Here is a 17,674-nt window from a genome sequence, read left to right on the forward strand (position 1 = left end):
CACAAGACCCCGATACCGATGAAGAAACTACTGCCGACCTCTACCGCCGGAAGCCTGCCCAAGCCGTCGTGGCTTGCCGAGCCTGAAAAGCTCTGGTCGCCCTGGAAACTGCAGGATGATGTGCTGACCGAGGGCAAGCAGGACGCGCTGCGCCTGTCCCTGCAGGAACAGCAGCACGCCGGCATCGATATCGTGAGCGACGGCGAGCAGACCCGGCAGCACTTCGTCACCACCTTCATCGAACACCTGGACGGCGTGGACTTCGACAAGCGCGAAACCGTGCGCATCCGCAACCGCTACGACGCCAGCGTGCCCACCGTGGTGGGCGCGGTCAGCCGGCCGAAGGCGGTGTTCGTGGAAGACGCGAAGTTCCTGCGCCGGCAGACCGCACAGCCGATCAAGTGGGCCCTGCCCGGCCCGATGACCATGATCGACACGCTGTACGACGCGCACTACAAGAGCCGCGAGAAGCTGGCCTGGGAATTTGCGAAGATCCTCAACGAGGAAGCGAAGGAACTGGAAGCGGCCGGCGTGGATATCATCCAGTTCGACGAACCGGCTTTCAACGTGTTCTTCGACGAAGTGAACGACTGGGGTGTGGCCACCCTGGAGCGCGCTATTGAAGGGCTGAAGTGCCAGACCGCCGTGCACATCTGCTACGGCTACGGCATCAAGGCCAATACCGATTGGAAGCAGACGCTGGGTTCGGAATGGCGGCAGTACGAAGAGTCGTTCCCCAAACTGCAGAAATCCAGCATCGATCTGATCTCGCTGGAATGCCACAACTCGCATGTGCCGATCGACCTGATTGAACTGGTGCGCGGCAAGAAGGTGATGGTGGGCGCGATCGATGTGGCGTCCAGCACGGTGGAAACGCCGGAAGAAGTGGCCAACACCCTGCGCAAGGCACTGCAGTTCGTGGACGCTGACAAGCTGTACCCCTGCACCAACTGCGGCATGGCGCCGCTGCCGCGTGAGGTGGCGCGCGGCAAGCTGCGAGCGCTGAGCGCCGGAGCGCAGATCGTGCGCGAGGAGCTTGCGGGGATTCGCTGACGGTTACCCGCATCCTTCGATAGCCAGCGGCGGTGCAGCTTTCTTACTGCACCGCCGCTTGCGCGTGCGGCCTAGAAGCGCATGCTCACTTCAGCACCCACAATGCGCGGGCTATCAATCGGCCCGTAGTAATTGCCGTCACGCCCGAAGGCCAGGTTGTCGAAGATCAACCCGTTCACGCGCCGCTTGTTGGTCAGGTTCTGCACGAACAAGCGCCCGGTCCAGGGGCCCTGTTCGTAGCCCACCTGCAGCCCGATGATGGCCACGGCGGGCTGGTAGGCACGGCTGCGCTCATCCAGCGCGCTGGAGCCGGTAAACGCCGATTCCACCCGCCCAAAGACGCCGGACGGGTGCTGGTAGCGCGCCGCCAGATAACCCGTGTAATGCGGCGTCAGCTTCACCCGGTTGCCGGCCAGGTTTTCGTCCACCGTGGCCCATAGCTTGGTGTACTTCGCATCCACATAGCCCACGTTGGCGGTAAGGGTGAAGCCCGGTGCCAGCTCATAGGCGCCTTCCAGTTCGGCACCGCGCGAGCGGATCGATGCGTCCGAGCCCACGTAGTCCGACGAGATCGGGCGCCCGTTGGCATCGGTGGCCACCTGGATTTCCTGCCAGTTGTCCGAGGTGATGTGGAACAGCGCGCCGCCGATATGGCCGCGGCCACCGCCAACGTTCATCTTGAAGCCCAGTTCGTGGCTCCACATCATCTCCGATTCGTAGCGCAGCACCTTGTCATTCACTACGTCGCTCTGCGCGGCAGCCAGATTGAAACCGCCGGGGATATAGCCCTTGGCCGAGGCGGCGTAGAACGAGAGGTTGTCAGTGGCGTCGTAGCGCAGTGACACGCGCGGCAGGGTGGCATGGAAGGTGTGTTCCAGCGCGGCGTCGCGGTACAGCACCAGCCCACCCTCGGCCAGGTCCAGCGAACCGGCACGCTGTTCGGTGGAACGGCGCGCCTGCTCGTGGCGCAGGCCCAGGCTGGCGGTCAGCTTCGGCACGGCGGGGAAGGTGTAGCTGGCCGTTGCGAACACGCTGTAGTCCTGGCCCTTGGCGGTCTGCCGCGGTGCCAGGTTGTAGCTGTTCAAGCCGCGGGTGATCGGCCCGACGAAGGTGCCCAGGATCGAATCCTTGTCGGTGCGGTAGGTGGAAACGCCGGCCATCCAGGTCAGCGCCTGGTCATCCGGCGAGCTGAAGCGGGCCTCGGCATTCCAGGCGTCCTGCTTGTCGTAGGTGCGCCCGGCCAGCGCTGCGCTCTCGGTCATGTCGAAGTCGTAGCCCGCCGAAACGTCCTCGTGGGTGCGGTAGGACGCGGCCACATCGAACGTACCGGCTTCCAACTGCCACTGCGCACTCAGGCCCGCCACCGTCTCATCCTTCTCGGTGCGCTTGGGCGCATCGTTGATGTACGTGAAGTCACCGGCCTGGCGCCCGCCGTTCAGGCGCGTGCCGTAGGTGCGGTTGTACAGGCCCACGTCCAGCGGCAGGTATTCGTACTCGAACATGCCCGCCGCGCGCGTGCGCAGGTGGTAGGCCAGGGCGTTCACGGTAACGAAATCGCTGGGCTGCCAGCGCAGCTTGCCCTGCAGGTATTGCTCGCACACCTTGCCTTCGGTGCCATTGAACGGCGTGAGGTTGCGCAGGAAGCTGTCCTCGTCTGACGCCATGAAGGCGACCGAACCGGAGAGGTTGCCGCGCTTGCCCAGCGGCCCGGACACGAAGCCGTCCAGGCTGTTGCCATTGCCGTTGCTGAACCACGTGCTGCGCAGGTTCACCTCACCTTCCATGGCATCGGTCGGGCCCTTGGTCCTGACCAGCACCAGACCCGATTCACTGTTGGCACCGTACAGCGTGCCCTGTGGGCCGCGCAGCACCTCCACCGATTCCACCTGGTTCAGCACGGCGTTGCTGAGTTCCTTGAACGGAATGCCATCGATATAGACCGACGCGCGGTTGACCAGGAACGGGTTGGATTCGATGCCGCGGATGGAGATGTACATGTCACTCAACTGCCCCATCGCATTGAACTTCACGTTGGGGGCCAGCTTGTCCAGATCGCGGAATTCGACCACGCCGGCCTCTTTCAGTGCCTCGCGGTTGAGCACGGTTACCGACAGATCGCTTTTCAGGTACGGGGTATCGCGCTTGGAGCCGGTTACCCGTACCCCATCCAGCGTGGTGGGGCTGACGGCATCCTGGGCGAGCGCGGGCAACGATGGGGCAAGCAGAAGGGCCGCGATTGCAGCGGCCAACGGGGCGGGGGAACGCACGGGAACCTCTTGAACGGAGACAGCGGCCGCAGGGGCCATCAATGTTATGATGTAACAGTTCCATAACAGCGCTACTCCGTATGTTTGCGCACCGCTCCATTTCCGGCAGCAACGAGACGGTGGCCCAGCAACTGGCGGCCATCACGCCGGTGGTCGGGTCGAACCGTGCAGGCAACCTGGCCTTCATCCACCACCACTTCCCCGCCAGCGCCGGGGCGATGGGCCACCCCACCCAGCTGCGCCTGGCGCTGGTGATCAAGGGCGGCGGCCGGCTGCAGCAGATCTGCCCACGGCGTGCAGCGCTGGATGCGCATTGGCACATCGGCCAGTTCAACGTGGTGCTGCCCGGGCAGACCGGCACCTACAGCAGCCCGGAGGTGGAAGTGCTGGGGCTGGCAATCGATTGGCCTGCGCTGGGCGCAGCGACGGCCAGCCTGCCGACCCTGGCGCCGCTGACCGGCGCGCTGCACCGCGACGCCACGGTCAGCGCGTTGCTGCATGCGCTATGGGCGGCATCGCGCTCGGGCGTGCTGTCGGATGAACTGCTGCACGCGTGCGGCAACGCGGTGCTGGAACGGCTGGTGCAGATGGCGCAGCAGCCCGCCGCACTTTCTGCGGGGGCCCGTGTGTTGTCGGCGGCGCAGATGAAGCGGTTGACCGAGTACATCGATGCGGCCCGCGACGTGCGTCTGACCGTGCCGATGCTGGCCGATGCGTTGGGGATGGATGACACGCGGCTGAGCCGTGGGCTGCAGGCGGCGGCGGGGATGTCGCCTTACCAGTTCCTGGTGCACCGGCGCATGCACTGGGCGCGGGGTGAGCTTGAGCGCGGGGTGAGCGTGATGCGGGTGGCGCAGTCGGTGGGGTATGCGAATGCGAGCAAGTTTTCGGCGGCGTACCGGCGGGTGATGGGGTGTGCGCCGTCGGCTTCGGTGGGGTGATGGGGGTTATGGGGTGGTGGGTTGGGATTGGGCGGCTTTTGTTGCTTGTTGCAGGGCGAAGTTGACCGATGGGGCTAGTTCTGGGGCTTGTTTGCAGGCGGCGGTGATCTGATCGAGCAGGACGGCCAAGCATTCGGCTGAGGGCTGGGAGTGGGCCGTCCAGAGGCGGTGCTGGATTTCGTTCAACCACTTCAGGCAGTTGAGTTGGGTTGCGGGTGGGAGGTCTGGATCGGACCAGATGCTTCTTCCGGCGATTGTGAGTTCGAGGCTGAGTTGGGTGCAGAAGTGTTGTGATTGCGACTCGGTCAGGGTGAGGTGGTTTTCGCGCATATGGGCACATCTACTCATTGAAAAGGGTATGGCTGCTATCGGCCATAAGCGGACACTGGCTGCGTGCCCCAACTTACGAACAGGCAGATGCGCTAGGAGCATGAAGCGCCCGGGCGCCTCGTAAGCATCTAGAGATCCTGCGAAAGCGCCCAGCGTTCGATGTGCGCATCAAGAGCCTAGGGCGACTCGATGGGCAGCAGGTGGCCCGAGTCCTCGATCAGGCACAGACGTGCGCCAGCGATGCGGCCAGCCAGTTCCTCAGCCTCGATCGCTGATTGGAGTTGGCCTTGCGCCGCAGCTATCACTAACGTTGGACACCGGATCTTGTCGTCCTGGATCCCCGAGCGTTCTAAGCTGGAATGCCACTTGAAGGAGTCTTGGCCCAACCTCACGCTCATCGCCTGGACTTGAGCAATCAGCGCCTCATCGTTTTGATGGTCGATCCACGTTTGACGCCGGGTGACTGGCCGGATCGGGAAGCCAATCGCGAGCTCATTTCCACTTAGAAGCAAGACAAGAGAGTATCCCGGAGGATCCACTCCACTGGTCGAACTATGGCCATACTGGCTAATGCAAGTCCGATGCTCGCTCTGGCATTCTTGACGCTAGCGTGCATGGGATGCAGCGCTTCTTCAGGAGACGAGCGCGCCAGCACCAGGTTCGCCCGCCTGGAAATATCAGGTGTACGTCCTGGCGCAATCATGGACGAGGTTGCTGCAGACCGGCAGCGCCAGCGTGATCTGCTAGATGCTGCTAGATGCCTTGTGCGATCTGGACACTAAGGTCTATCCGCCCGAAGATGATCGACTGCGCTGCGAAACAGTTCGGCAGGAACAGCTGCTTGCCGTGCCTGCACCGGACGTCGCGCAGCGCCTTGTCCCGCGGGCGGATCGCAGTGCGGCACTCTGCCAAGGGCCGTTGCCATCCTACAGCCTGGATCGCCAATTGGTGGATGCATAGCTGCAGTTAAACCAGTTAAACCTGCGCCCACTGCTGTCTGCATTGTTGCAACAAGATCTGCGCGGGCTGGCGCTACCGCGGCAGTTGGAGGGTGGATTGAACAGACCTTTCGCACAAAAGCCTACACATACAAACAGCCAGAAGTCTGGCTATGCAGTTTTCCAGAATGAGAATCGCGCACCTCATGGCGCAAATGGAGCAAAGCTCAATTCACTCATCACTGATCACCGATCAACGCCCCCCTCTCACCTCAGCACATGGAGACATCGCGCCCACTCATCGATGTGAGATTGATCAATTTACTAGCAGGGGGGCAGATGGACAGATCGTAGAGAAGTCACAAGTGCGACAGTGATATCCGACCGATGGGCTATTGTCACCGATTCTCATCCGACCAATCGCCTTGTAAGACTTCGTCGCCTCAATTCGAACCGCCCCTTTAACTTCGTCGATCTTCGAGGACATCACGTAGCTCAAACTCACTTTCCTATGACCTTCCACATCAAGCAAAGAAACTAATGGCTTCATAATCGTCGAAGTGTCCGAAACTCGACGGCGCATAAAATTCACAATTGAATAGTCAAGGCCAGTACTTCTACCAACCCTGAAGCCCCAAGGCATTTCTATAGTAAGCCAATCGACAGTTGAAGTTGGCTCAAAGAATACTCCCCCCTTTATCTTGAAATCCCGTACCAGCGACTCACCCTTGTGGAGTGCTGATAGCGCATCTGTCCAGAGTGAGGGATCCTCGACCTCATTGGGAAGCCCTCGTTCAGCCCAGTTCCGCGCAAAAGACTGTCCCGCAGAGCTCACGGTTCCGTCCGCATATTCCTTTAGTGATTCCATTACAACACTTCGGGCACGAGCTGAAACATCGATATCCGCCTCGCCGATCAGGCCAAGCTCACACGAATACCAGTACTTGAGGGCACAAGTTACGTATTTGTCGAAATCCGAAAAAGCCATCCTTTTTGGAGCCACAAATGCACCAGCAGCCTTAATCCCCGCAAGCTCCAGCGAGGGGCCATTATAATTGACAGGATTGAATTTGTAGGGATAGTGGACAAGCTGAGGTGCTATGGAGTCATCGCCGAACTGCTTGTCTTGGTAAAGATAGAGATGACGCTTCGCCCTCGAAACAGCCACATATAGAAGATTGTTTCTCTCTACCGCAGCCTCACTCTCATATTCATCAATGCTGCTACCGAGAACCTCAGGAGGCACGATATCCAGTATATTCTCTGGCGCCCAACCTGGCTTCTTGGCACCATAACTATCGGCCCTCACGTACGCCACATGGACGGCCTCGAACTCAAGGCCTTTACTACCATGCACGGTAAGTAGCCGCACCCCATCGAGCCCACCGGCCTCCGGCGGAAGCTCGCGCTGACCGCTGTTCTCACCGATTCTTTGGCGCAGTCGATGTCGCATCAGGAAACGCGACAAACGAGCCTCCTTCATATCCCCCGTACTATTTCGAACAGAATAGGCAAACTGCCACAATGCGATCCTCTGATTCCATGCTTGCACAGAGGTATCAGCAGCAGGGGGAAGAGAGATTCGATGCTCCAAGATCATGTCGCATACAAAGTCCCAAGGGTTAGAATCGCGCCTGTACCCTTCCAAGAGCCTGGCTAGTGAGGCGACGGCTGACGCCCCTAGCTGAGACAGCCCTGGGACTGTCTTTCCCAACCAACCTCCACGCTGAAACTTAATATCAGCCGAAGCTGCCTTTGTGAGAACAAGCACATCCGATAGCGATATGCTCATGGGTTGCGTGCCATGTAAGCCCAAAAGAGCCTTCGGTCTTCTTTCTACCAAGACCTGCATCAAACACAGAAGTCTCTTTATTTCTGGTCGCCTCGAAACATCTCCGACATAAACCACGGGTATTCCATGTGCTGCTAAACCTTCAGCGGCGGACTGAAGATCTGCCGTACTTCTGCATAGAACTGCTTGACCGCCAAACGAAACACCCCGGACGGCAAGCTCCTTGATATTTTGCAGGACAGCCCCAAGGATCTCGCTTTTTGACGAGCAAGTCACAACAACAGGCTTCTCGTGGGAAAGCCCCTTAAATGAACTCACCGCATCCAGAGGGATCTGGCTTTCAAGAACATGACTACGCCCGACGTGTTGGGTCAGATCGACGATCTCTTGGTAGCTGCGTCTGTTACTAGTTAGAGGATATCGCTGGATTCTTTCACCACCCGAATGTGCCTTGAACTCAGCCTCAAACTTCAGAATACTCTTTAGGGATGCGCCTCTCCAGTGATGGATCGCCTGGCGAATGTCACCCACCACCCAAATGTTCTTCTTGAATGCCAACTGCCGAGTAAATTCAACCATCACCTGCGTTACATCTTGATATTCATCCACGAGGACGTGGGTAAAATTATCAGCAAATTCTTTAAACGACAGGCGATCAGCCCTTATAGCTAGAGCCGGCTTGGATATAAGATCTACAAAATCGACCTCCCGCCGCTCGGCGAGAAGGTCCTCATATAGTTCAAACAACGTTGCTACGTCTGCTCTTTTGGCCTGAACTTCGGCATCTTGGCTAGGGTGCTCGACAACGAAATCGCGATAGGCGCCGGGAGTAATCAATTCCTCCTTAAGCCTCGCAATTGCTTCGAGGACCTTCTCCAGCCAGACGTAGGGATCCTCGACGCGAGAGTAATAATTGAGCCTTACGCGCGACAGCGCCCCCACCATCATAGTGATGGTTGAAAGAAGATCAGCCACACGAAGATCCGATTCCAAACCGAACCTCTGGTGATACTTCCTAAGAAACTCCAACCCTAACGAATGAAAAGTCCCGGACCAAATTTCGCCGGCGTTTCGAATTCCAGCACTCTGGAGCCTGTCAATCAGTTCGTGAGCGGCCTTGTTGGTAAAAGTTAGCGCAAGAATCTGGTTTGGATTAACACCTTCAGACTCTATAAGGTGTTTGATTCGATGAATCAAAGTTGTCGTCTTACCGGTTCCAGGACCGGCGACCACATTCGCAGCCTTTCCTTTCGCCGTCGCTGCTGCATGCTGATCGGGGCTCGCCTCTTGCAATACGGAGGTGACGCCCTCGTACTCAGGGAGGAGTAATGCGTCGAGCGCTTGAAGTCGGCAGAACTCCAGCGGGATTCCAAGCTCCCTAGAAATTTCCTTCGGCCCTTTTCCCTGGCTAGCCAGAAGTCTAGCAACATCTCTTGGAAGCAATAGCTCGCGAGCGAATACGTTGGCCTGAAGTTCCTGTCGCTCTCGGACACCATATGCCTCCACCCTTACTGCCCCCGGGCACTCTTCCTTGTCCAAGAGTGAAGTGAGGTGAGCAACGGTGGTTGGCGGCTTAGAGGCATCAAGAAAGTAATGTCCAATTTCATGAGCGACAAGCGCACAGAAGTCAGGCCCCCAGGCCTCTATAGCCCTGTCAACATATATGAATCCCTGCTCTCGTTGCAGAACTGCGCTACCACCACCAAGATCCTGATATGAACTGGGAACCTGTTCAACGGCCAGTTCCAAGGCAACTTCGACCTTATCAAGAAGATCTTTTGCCATAACTGCTGTGTGAGCCAGACCCGAAACCAGCATGGCTCGCACCGTGTGGGCCTGATCTCTCGCTCGCTGAAAAGGATTCATGCTCACCCTACCTATCGATATTCAAAAGGTCTTTTTCCTGCTCCACTGGCAAATCGAGTGATCTGACCGCCTGCTCCCAAGGTGTGGCATTAACGCAGACTGTAGGCTTACCATCGGGAGCCTTGAACGCGGGGACCGCCTTACCAGAGAACGAACGCAGGAATAGCTCGGAAAGTGCGACCTCAGTAGTTTCGAAGAAGCTTGCGAGCTCACGCTTAATCCACTTTGGAGCAGTAACGCTTCCTCTCAGCACGCCTGATATTAGAGGGGCGGCGTAGGATTCGAGCCCAATTTTGGACAGCAGCGATCGAACTGCTGGACCTTTGCATTTGGAGATCCTAACCTCCAAAACAGCCAGCTGCTGCTGCATCTCCATACCATGAACCACACAAAGAGCACTAAATTCAGATGCAGATTTTCTATACTCCTTCGCGGCAGCTCTAAACCTAATTGCATAAGATGGCTCAAGCCTGAGCATAACTTGCTCAGTCTCGGATCTACGCCACTTCTCCATTTCATTAGATAGGAGTGAAAAAAGGGCCGCGGAGCTCAATCCATATGAGCGTTCCTCAAAATCCTTAAACCCGTATATAGCCAACCCTCGCGACACCTCAGAGAAGGTTCGCTCCTCATCGGCAGCCAAATTTGAAAGATGATCCTTCAAACAAGTCGGCATCGTTACACCCACAGTAACTTTACGTTCCTTTGAGCGAAACCGACCATCACCGGCCTGCCGGCTTGGCTGGGCCACATCTGCAACCGTCCCTCCTCGCTCGGGACCGCTCCCAGTGTTAATAAGCTTCTCCAAAACTATGACATATATCTCAGCAACTCCCACTCGGATTGCTTCATCAACCGTGGCTACCGCGTTGGATTGATGCTCGTGACCATCCTCGTGGAATCTGCAGAACACCTTTAAGTCTTCAGTTAGGTCTAGCCGGGCTGTACCGAGAGCCGAGTAGAGTTGCTTTGCAAATGCCGCAAGTAGCGCCTGCCCCTGCTCTAGGCTATTTTCATGTTGTTTGAGGCTCATTTTTGCTCTCCAGTGGAGATCTTGCGGGTGACCGCTTGACAAGCAGTGTAGTGACATATCAAGATTGTATCAACTTCAAGGAGAGGGCCTATGACGGAGCCGGATCTAGCTGCGGCCGTCAAGGCGGCCGTCCAACAGTGGATGCGGGACACCCCCGCCGCCGCTCAGGTTGTTGCGCTGGGTGAGCCCAACATCCTTGGTGAACTGCTCGGTAGCACCGTTATCCGCAACTTGGGGCTCGGTGATGAAGTTGCCCTAGACGAGGTCCGCCGAGCTTTTCGGACCAAGCCATTCGTTCATCTGCAGGGTGCTTTTGCTCTGGACGATTTGCCAGAGACTCCTCAGAGCTTCTTCCCCGTGCCAACGGCACCGTGCTGCGTCGCAGGCATGGCCAGTTCGCTTGCGATTCACCACGTCCTCGGCCTGGAGACAGTCTCGTATGGGGCGGAGAACTCTGGACAGCTCTTCGTCAATTTGGTTGCGATGCCCGGCCAAGGTAAGTTCGCGGAGAAGTCAGTCAAAGGAATGCGCGGCCATACCGATGCCGTTAGCTTTCCTTTCGTGGGAGAGTCAGACCCTATCTACACCAGAATTGCCCCATCGCCAGATGTAGTGACGTTGCTCGGTTTCCGCAATCCGAATGACGTGGCAACAACCGTCATGATCTTGGACGAGGTCTTGGCTAAGCTATCGCCTGAAGACGTCTTGGAGCTCAAGAAGCCTCAGTTCGGCATCGCTGCCCAAGTCACGTTCAGGCAAGGCACGGAGGCGACACTTGGCGAAGTCCACACAGTGAACGAGGCAGCCGTACTGAGGGATGTAGGAGGAACTACCCATGTTCGCTACAGCCACAGCTCTGTGACTACCGTCGAAGATACTCCAGCTAGCGCGGCTTCCGAACGATTCGAGAGCGCATGCAACCAGACGACAGTCCATGTGACGGTGCGCCCAGGCGATGTCCTTGTGGTAAGTAATCGCATAGCTCTTCATGGCCGCGGTGTGGTGGGCGGATCGCCTGGTGGTGACTCGCGCTGGCTTGTGAGGACTTATGGAATTGTCCAGTCATCAGTTCCTGATGAATCCCGGCATCTTGGGAGCCGCCCGTCATACGTGTTGTTCCCATGAAGGGCGGCGACAAAGGGGCTGAAACCAGCCCCACAGCGCTATCACACAGATACAGAATTGGTTCCAGTGCTGATACTAACCGTGCCTCAGTGACCTCGCCAGTATCAGACGCCGCTCCTCAGTTCACAGAAAGCAAGGATTTCGGCTGAGCAGGTTGCCAGCGAAGACAATACTGGCTGCAGGCGGCTAGCGGCACGGGACCACAAGCTCCCCAGTGTCCTCGAGAACCCGAGCGCTAGAATCACGCAGTCAAACCGGCGCCCAACCAAGCGCCCGTTCAATTTGAGTTCGATAGGCCGTCGCGATCTGCTTTGGAGCTCGACGCACGTACTCCTCGCTCGTTGCTTCTGCACGTCGGTAAGCGCCTCAAGGTATGCCAAGGCCGCTTCACTCGACACGCTTGCAACAGCCTTTCCGTTCAGCTTGGGCCCCAACGCAGTCCACACAACTGCCGACACCCGCCTTTCCTCTGCCCAAGGTGTAAGCATCGGCATACAGGCTGGAGATGGATCGCCAGGCCTCCAAACGCCAATCGACGTTGCAACGTTCTTGCTTGGAACACCTCCGCGAGAAGCCAACTCAGCAATTGACGCGTGCAGGCTATCTCGCCCGGATCTAGTCCAAAGGCACTGGACAAGCGCGGCCTCCTCAGTGAGAACTAGTGTCGATCGACCGTCCTGCGATTGTCGCTGGAATTCAGCTCTGATGACAGGACCGTCACCTTGCCATGGAATGACAAATGGTAGGTCTTGCGGGTCCCATATGAGGGATCCCCAGCCTAGGTAAACGATCACAGACTCCTCTCCTCTAAGCTTGGCATCCTCAGAAGATTCGACCAGTTCTTCAATAGGCTTCCGCGGAGATCACTTCTTTGCCAGATTCTGGCGTTGCTTTTGGCTTATACATAACGTGCACTGCCAGCTAGTCACAGGCTATAACCGGCTTTCGATGTATTTGTCGGTGGCAACCACCAAGTCGCGGATGAACTGTATGTGCTTCCGCAGCTCCTCTCGATTCACAGCATGTGCAGTCGTATGGCCGGCAACTGGCCTGAGCGAACGATGTGCTATGTCACCTCTTTTCTTGGCAATAGCGCTCAACTGCGCCCTGGCCCGCACTGGGTTGTAGTTGTTCCAAACCCATCCTTGAATTACGTCAATCTGCAGGTATTTCTCGAAAATTTTACCTGTCCGGTCGGGAGTCGGAGTGTGGAAATATTTCAAGTCATTCTCTAGTGAGGCGACGTAGAAAGCTCGCATCCGACTTCCAGCGCCGTCCCTGCCAACAACCTGCTCGGCGGCTTCGCTGATCCGATCTTCGATATATGTCTCGAGGGCCGCGAGCGCCATGACCAGACTTGCCCGCTTTAGGACCTCGGCGTTCGCCGGTGGAGGCTGGCTGTTGATAGCATCGAAATGTGCAAGTAGATCAGCTGCATCCTGAATTACATGGTTAAAGGTCTGAAGTGCTTGAGAGGTCATTGCAAAGTCCGTTTGGCTGAGAAATTGGCAGCACTCCTGATTGAAGCTCAAGCGAGTTACAGCCCGCCTGAAGATCTAACCGGCGAACTGTAGCCTGCCGTTTGCCTGACTCTTTCTTATCGCGAGAGCTGTCGCAATCGACATACTTAGCACCCTGCTAAGGGTCAATTTGGCGAGGCCGCTCCAAAAAGTCCGAGGGGCATATACCCCAGGCCTCTCGCCGTTCAACACCTGTGCCACAATGCAGATAACGTCTCGGGTTTGGGCGGCATTGGCCCTAACCTCTTGGCGATCACAGCAACATCAGGCAACTCTGGTACAGCCACCGACAAAGGGTGGCCGGGCGTCGAAAACCCGCCGTTGTGATGATGTTTACGCTTACCAGCCGGCACTGCTTCGCGCGGTGTCGGCTGGTAATCCGTCTGCCGACTATGGCGGGCGGTGCGTGGGGGCTTCGCGCCCGCCGGGGATCATCACACGCCGGTTTTCGAGCCACGCATCGTCCGCCACCTTTATCGGTGGCGGCTTCTGCCTGCTTGCACGGAGCCAGCCATGACCGCACCGCACTCCCCTTCCCCGCGCCCCATCCAGGAAGCGGCCGAACCCGAACCCGCACCCGACCCCACCAGCCTGCTGGCCATCCTGCACAGCGTGGACGGCGGCGCTGCCGCTGACGGCCAGCCGTGGCCGGAACGCCACCCGTTGCGCAGCCGGCAGATCGCCCTGTGCGACGCCGACTGCGCCCTGGCCGGGCAACGCGTGGTGCAGCAACTGCTGCTGGCCGCCGAGCGCGCGCGCCAGAACGGCAACCCGGACCAGTACGTGGGCGACCGCGTGATGGAAGGTCTGGCGATGGCCGCGCTGGCGTTGAACAGCTTCATCCAGGACAGAGTGCGGCCGCAATGAAGGCGTACCTGCTTGCCGTGGTGGCGGTGTGCGGCGTGCAGGCGGCCGCAGTGTGGCAACAATGGCCCGATCCACCCGCGCCCGAGGACCAGGTGCACACCTACCGCACCTTGCAGGACTTCGATTATTCGCTGCTGGAGGCCCATGCACGCGGCCTTGCCAAGGCCATGGCACGGCACGGGTACGACTTCCACAGCGCACAGGCGGGCGCTGATTCGTTCCAGCTGACCTGCAAGGGCGTGGTGGTGATGGATGTGCAGAATGCCCCGCCGCTGGTGCTGATCCGCGTGCCGGCCGATGCGCTGTGGCGCGCGCCGGATATTGAAGTGCTGCACAGCGTTTTCCAGCGGTGGCTGGGCATTCCGTCGGGCAACGTGGCGGCGGCTGTCGAGCCGTCGTGGGTGCAGGCGTGGATTCTGCGCATGCGGCGGGGGCTGCCGGACGACGCGCGGTGTGTGTTGGGGGTGGATGTGGCTGCGCGTGCTTGAGCCGGTGCGATGGGGTCAGAGCCCTTTTCTGCGAAAAGGGATCTGACCCCGGCGGGCGCCCCGGGTGGCGAGGGCGGCCAGGCGGCGGCTGACCAGGCCGTACAGGTCCTGCAGTTCGGCGGCGCGTTCGGCGGTCATGTTGCTGCCGAACAGCACGCGGCCCAGGGCGCTGGCATGGCTGTCGTGCGGATGGCGCTGGCGGGCGCGGTAGACCTGCTGGAACACCAGCCAGGCCAGGCGCAGGCCGCCGCCGGGCAAGGGCCGCACCAGGCGTTCGTAGGCCTGCCAGAACTGGTATTCGGTGTTCAGATCGACCTGCGGGGCCGCATAGGGCACCGGCCGCGGGCGTCCGTGGGCGCGCGGGCGGGTGGGCAGGAACACGGGGTCGGGCTGGGCCATGGCGACAGCATGCGCCGGCAACATTGTGGGAACCTTGCGTGGGTGCCGCCCCACCCCGTGAGGGGTTCCGTGAGGGGTCAGACCCCTTTGCGCAGCAAAGGGCTCTGACCCCGGTCGACCCCGGTCGCGAAGAGCATCCACGCATGGCGTGGATCTACTGCCGGCCCCGCAATCTGGTAGATGCCAACCTTGGTTGGCATGATTTTTCGGTGCCGGGAACATTGCGCGTGGGGTCAGAGCCCTTCCTGCAGAAGGGATCTGACCCCGTCCGTTCAGAACGCGATGGCGGTGCTGAACATCACCTGCCGGGGGGCGCTGCGCTGCAGGGTCTGGTAATCACCCGAGAACGACGAGCCGGCGATGGTGGCCGTGCCGATGTTGTTGCGGTTGAACAGATTGCTGATATCCACGCGCAGTTCCAGACCGGGCAGCACGCTGCCTTGCCCCAGCGTGTAGGCGGCATAGGTGTTCACCTGCCAGAACGTGGGCACGCGGATATCGTTCTCGTATGTGAACGGCTGGCGCAGGTACGCGGTGCTGGTGGCACCCAAGCGCCAGTCACCAAAGCGCGCGGACAGATCGCTTACCAGCGATACCTGCGGGTAACCGGGCTGCGCGTTGCCCTTGATGGGATACACGGTATCGCCCACCACGAAATCGCTGTCGTAGTACGAACGGGCCACGGCCACCCCCTGGTAGAACTGCAGGTGATCGCCCAGATCGGCGGTGATGCCCAGGTCCGCGCCGATCACGTGCATCTTCGGCATCAGCCGCACGGTATTGATCTGCGCGAACTGGGTGCCGACCGCCGCAGACAGCAGCCGGTTGCGGATATCGCTGTAGAACACATCGCTGGTAAGCGTGAGCCGCTCGAAGCGATGGGTGGCGCCCACGGTCAGGTTCCAGTTTTTTTCCGGCCGCAGGCTGCCGGCAATGCGGTCGAACTCTTCCTGGTCGGTCACGGTCCATGCCGAGGCGGTGTAGCCGATGTTGCCGCGCTGGGCCACGCGGTAGCCGTTCATGCCGCTGGCCAGATCGATGAACGCGTCGGTGGCTGCACTGGGGCTCCAGAACAGCGAGACATGCGGCAGGAAGTTGCTCTTGGCGCGCAGCGCGCCGTACACCGGGCGGTCCGGCGCATCGCCCAGGCCACCGCCTTCGGTGCGGAAATACACGGCCTTCAATCCCACGCCCAGCCTCAAGGTGTCGCGCAGCGCGATGTCATCGTGCAGGTAGAGCTGCCGCGAGCGCGTGACCCAACGCGATGCGTTGTCGGTCTGGAACGCAGGGCCGTACACATCGAACGGACCGGTCGCCTTCAGCGGTGCGCCCTGCCCCAGCAGCGGTTGCGCGTACCAATCGGTGCGGGCCGCGGCCTTGCTCTTTTCCTGCCAGACGCCGGCAGTGAAGGTGTGTGCGCCGGCTTCGAACTGCACATTGGCCATGCCGCCCAAGCGGTTTACCCGCGGGGTCTGTACCTGTTCGGAAAACGGCGCGCCATTGGGTGAAGGCACCGTGGGGTCGGTCAGGGTGGCCTGGGTATGGCTGTTGGCGTTGTACAGCTGCACGTTGCCACTGAGTGCCGGGGTGATCTGGAAACGGTGGTTGATGGACGCAATGCGGTCGCGGGTGATCTGGCCGGTGTCGTAGGGAATCAGTTCGGACAGTTCACCGCAGGTATAGGCACCGCAGGATTTTTCCGCGTTCTCCGGCGAGGCCACGTAGTACGCCCAGGCGTAATCCGGGTAGAAGCTGTCGGCCTTCCAACCCAGCTTGCGGATCATGTCAAAGGAGATGTTGTTGTAGCCCCAGACCTTGGCCTTGCTGTCAGACACGAACAGGGTGATGTCACCCCAGGCCACGTCCTGCTGTGCCTTCAGATTGCCGCGCAGGAAATCCTGCGTACCGGCGCCCTGGTACTTGTCGGCCGACACGCGCTGCAGATCCACCAGCAGCCTGGGGCCGTGTTCGCCCAGTTGCCCGCTCTGTGCCGAGACCGTGGTGACGAAGGTGCGGTTGCTGCCCACGCCCTGCTTCAGCCGCAGGCTGGGGGTGTCCTGCAGATCGCGCAGGCGGTATTCCAGACTGCCGCCGTTGGCACTGCTGGAAAACACGTGCACCGGTGCACCACCGGGGCTGACGGTGATGGCGCCGATGCCATCGGGCACGCCCACGTTCACCACGCTGGTGCCGGTAAGCGAGAGGAAGCCGCTGTCGTTCAGTGGCACGCCTTCGAAGGTGATGCCCATTTCATTCATGCGGAAGCCGCGCACGAACAGGCTGGTAGCGGAAATATCCAGGCCCAGGCCGTCGGTAGCGGTGTAGCTGGCACCGGGCACCTGCTTGAGCATGGCCAGGCCGTTGTTGCCGGTGACCATGGCATCGAGGTCGGTGGCAGTGATGAGGTAGCGGTTGGGGCCGACCACTTGGGTCGGTGCAACGGCGGCGCCGCGGGGCGTGGCGATCACCTGCAGGGCATTGAGGGTGACCGGGGTGTCGTGGGCGGTGTCGTGGGCGGTGTCGGGGGCTTCGATGGCGTGCGCCGACGAAACAATGGACAGGGCAATGGCCAGCGCAAGGCGCTGCGTGGGTGGCGTGTTCATGGGCAAATCCAGCTGCGTTGGGAGAATGGCGCAGGCGCACGCCCAGCACGGTGCGGCGCGACGGGCGACGACCTGGCGGGCAGTGTGATTGCGTTGGGGGGGTGCCGGCGCAGTGCGCGCCGGTCAGCAGCAGAGAAGGACGATCATCTGCGGCGGGGTTCGAGGGCGTGATTTCGACGTGCGAAATTCTTGCACCGGTGGCCCGCGATCGCCATCGCGCGGTGGTACAGCGCCGATGGCAATGGGTATGGCGGCGCTATACGCGGGGATAGCCGCGCGTGAGGGGTCGGATCCCTTTGCGGAGAAAAGGGCTCTGACCCCGGTTGCCAGGAGCATCCACGCATGGCGTGGATCTACTGCCGGCCCCGCGATCTGGTAGATGCCAACCTTGGTTGGCATGCTTTTTCGCGTCTGGGGTCAGAGCCCTTCCTGCGGAAGGGCTCTGACCCCGG

At 59.9% G+C, this 17,674-nt stretch carries 11 protein-coding genes; 5 read left to right on the top strand and 6 right to left on the bottom strand.

All coding sequences use genetic code 11. The features are described from left to right. The first annotated feature begins 18 nt into the window (after positions 1 to 18). Positions 19 to 1,053, top strand: a complete 1,035-nt coding sequence (locus tag AC06FA_RS17415; protein ID WP_478069382.1) for a methionine synthase — start codon at positions 19 to 21, stop codon at positions 1,051 to 1,053. A 71-nt stretch (positions 1,054 to 1,124) separates the two neighbouring features. Here AC06FA_RS17415 and AC06FA_RS17420 read toward each other — a convergent pair whose 3' ends face one another. Continuing rightward, positions 1,125 to 3,320 (bottom strand): TonB-dependent receptor, encoded by a 2,196-nt coding sequence (locus tag AC06FA_RS17420; protein WP_478069383.1) that lies wholly within the window; start codon positions 3,318 to 3,320, stop codon positions 1,125 to 1,127. An 80-nt stretch (positions 3,321 to 3,400) separates the two neighbouring features. Here AC06FA_RS17420 and AC06FA_RS17425 point away from each other — a divergent pair, with 80 nt between their 5' ends. Beyond that, positions 3,401 to 4,261, top strand: coding sequence for a helix-turn-helix transcriptional regulator (locus AC06FA_RS17425; protein WP_478069384.1), 861 nt, complete (start codon positions 3,401 to 3,403; stop codon positions 4,259 to 4,261). A 1,584-nt stretch (positions 4,262 to 5,845) separates the two neighbouring features. On the opposite strand, the gene AC06FA_RS17430 is transcribed toward AC06FA_RS17425, so the two are convergent. Then, positions 5,846 to 9,139: a UvrD-helicase domain-containing protein gene (locus AC06FA_RS17430; protein WP_478069385.1), complete on the bottom strand. Its 3,294-nt coding sequence runs from the start codon at positions 9,137 to 9,139 to the stop codon at positions 5,846 to 5,848. Positions 9,140 to 9,194: 55 nt separating this feature from the next. After that, entirely contained in the window at positions 9,195 to 10,220 is a 1,026-nt protein-coding gene (locus AC06FA_RS17435) for a hypothetical protein (protein WP_478069386.1), read from the bottom strand. A 90-nt stretch (positions 10,221 to 10,310) separates the two neighbouring features. On the opposite strand from AC06FA_RS17435, the gene AC06FA_RS17440 reads away from it, so the two are divergent. Continuing rightward, positions 10,311 to 11,345 carry a Fe(II)-2OG oxygenase family protein gene (locus AC06FA_RS17440; RefSeq protein WP_478069387.1) on the top strand — a complete coding sequence of 345 codons (1,035 nt, stop codon included), beginning with the start codon at positions 10,311 to 10,313 and terminating at the stop codon, positions 11,343 to 11,345. A 932-nt stretch (positions 11,346 to 12,277) separates the two neighbouring features. On the opposite strand, the gene AC06FA_RS17445 is transcribed toward AC06FA_RS17440, so the two are convergent. Continuing rightward, positions 12,278 to 12,877: a HEPN domain-containing protein gene (locus AC06FA_RS17445; protein ID WP_478069388.1), complete on the bottom strand. Its 600-nt coding sequence runs from the start codon at positions 12,875 to 12,877 to the stop codon at positions 12,278 to 12,280. 501 nt (positions 12,878 to 13,378) lie between these two features. Here AC06FA_RS17445 and AC06FA_RS17450 point away from each other — a divergent pair. Both AC06FA_RS17450 and AC06FA_RS17455 read left to right on the top strand, forming a co-directional pair. After that, a complete protein-coding gene (locus tag AC06FA_RS17450) occupies positions 13,379 to 13,732 on the top strand; it encodes a hypothetical protein (RefSeq protein WP_478069389.1) in 354 nt (117 codons plus the stop codon). After that, positions 13,729 to 14,220: a cold-shock protein gene (locus AC06FA_RS17455; protein WP_478069390.1), complete on the top strand. Its 492-nt coding sequence runs from the start codon at positions 13,729 to 13,731 to the stop codon at positions 14,218 to 14,220. The genes AC06FA_RS17450 and AC06FA_RS17455 overlap by 4 nt, the downstream gene beginning before the upstream one ends. Before the next feature lie 15 nt (positions 14,221 to 14,235). Here the strand turns inward: AC06FA_RS17455 and AC06FA_RS17460 are convergent, their stop codons facing one another. Continuing rightward, entirely contained in the window at positions 14,236 to 14,619 is a 384-nt protein-coding gene (locus tag AC06FA_RS17460) for a hypothetical protein (RefSeq protein ID WP_478069391.1), read from the bottom strand. Positions 14,620 to 14,891: 272 nt separating this feature from the next. After that, positions 14,892 to 17,222: a TonB-dependent receptor gene (locus tag AC06FA_RS17465; RefSeq protein WP_478069392.1), complete on the bottom strand. Its 2,331-nt coding sequence runs from the start codon at positions 17,220 to 17,222 to the stop codon at positions 14,892 to 14,894. Positions 17,223 to 17,674: the final 452 nt, after the last annotated feature.

This window comes from Stenotrophomonas sp. Steno-C17 (assembly GCF_056393165.1).

Excerpts from the sequence above, each read along its gene's own strand:
- AC06FA_RS17465 (WP_478069392.1), bottom strand. The coding sequence starts at position 17,222 with ATGAACACGCCACCCACGCAGCGCCTTGCGCTGGCCATTGCCCTGTCC.
- AC06FA_RS17440 (WP_478069387.1), top strand. The coding sequence starts at position 10,311 with ATGACGGAGCCGGATCTAGCTGCGGCCGTCAAGGCGGCCGTCCAACAG.
- AC06FA_RS17455 (WP_478069390.1), top strand. The coding sequence starts at position 13,729 with ATGAAGGCGTACCTGCTTGCCGTGGTGGCGGTGTGCGGCGTGCAGGCG.
- AC06FA_RS17460 (WP_478069391.1), bottom strand. The coding sequence starts at position 14,619 with ATGGCCCAGCCCGACCCCGTGTTCCTGCCCACCCGCCCGCGCGCCCAC.
- AC06FA_RS17430 (WP_478069385.1), bottom strand. The coding sequence starts at position 9,139 with ATGCTGGTTTCGGGTCTGGCTCACACAGCAGTTATGGCAAAAGATCTT.
- AC06FA_RS17425 (WP_478069384.1), top strand. The coding sequence starts at position 3,401 with ATGTTTGCGCACCGCTCCATTTCCGGCAGCAACGAGACGGTGGCCCAG.
- AC06FA_RS17435 (WP_478069386.1), bottom strand. The coding sequence starts at position 10,220 with ATGAGCCTCAAACAACATGAAAATAGCCTAGAGCAGGGGCAGGCGCTA.
- AC06FA_RS17415 (WP_478069382.1), top strand. The coding sequence starts at position 19 with ATGAAGAAACTACTGCCGACCTCTACCGCCGGAAGCCTGCCCAAGCCG.
- AC06FA_RS17450 (WP_478069389.1), top strand. The coding sequence starts at position 13,379 with ATGACCGCACCGCACTCCCCTTCCCCGCGCCCCATCCAGGAAGCGGCC.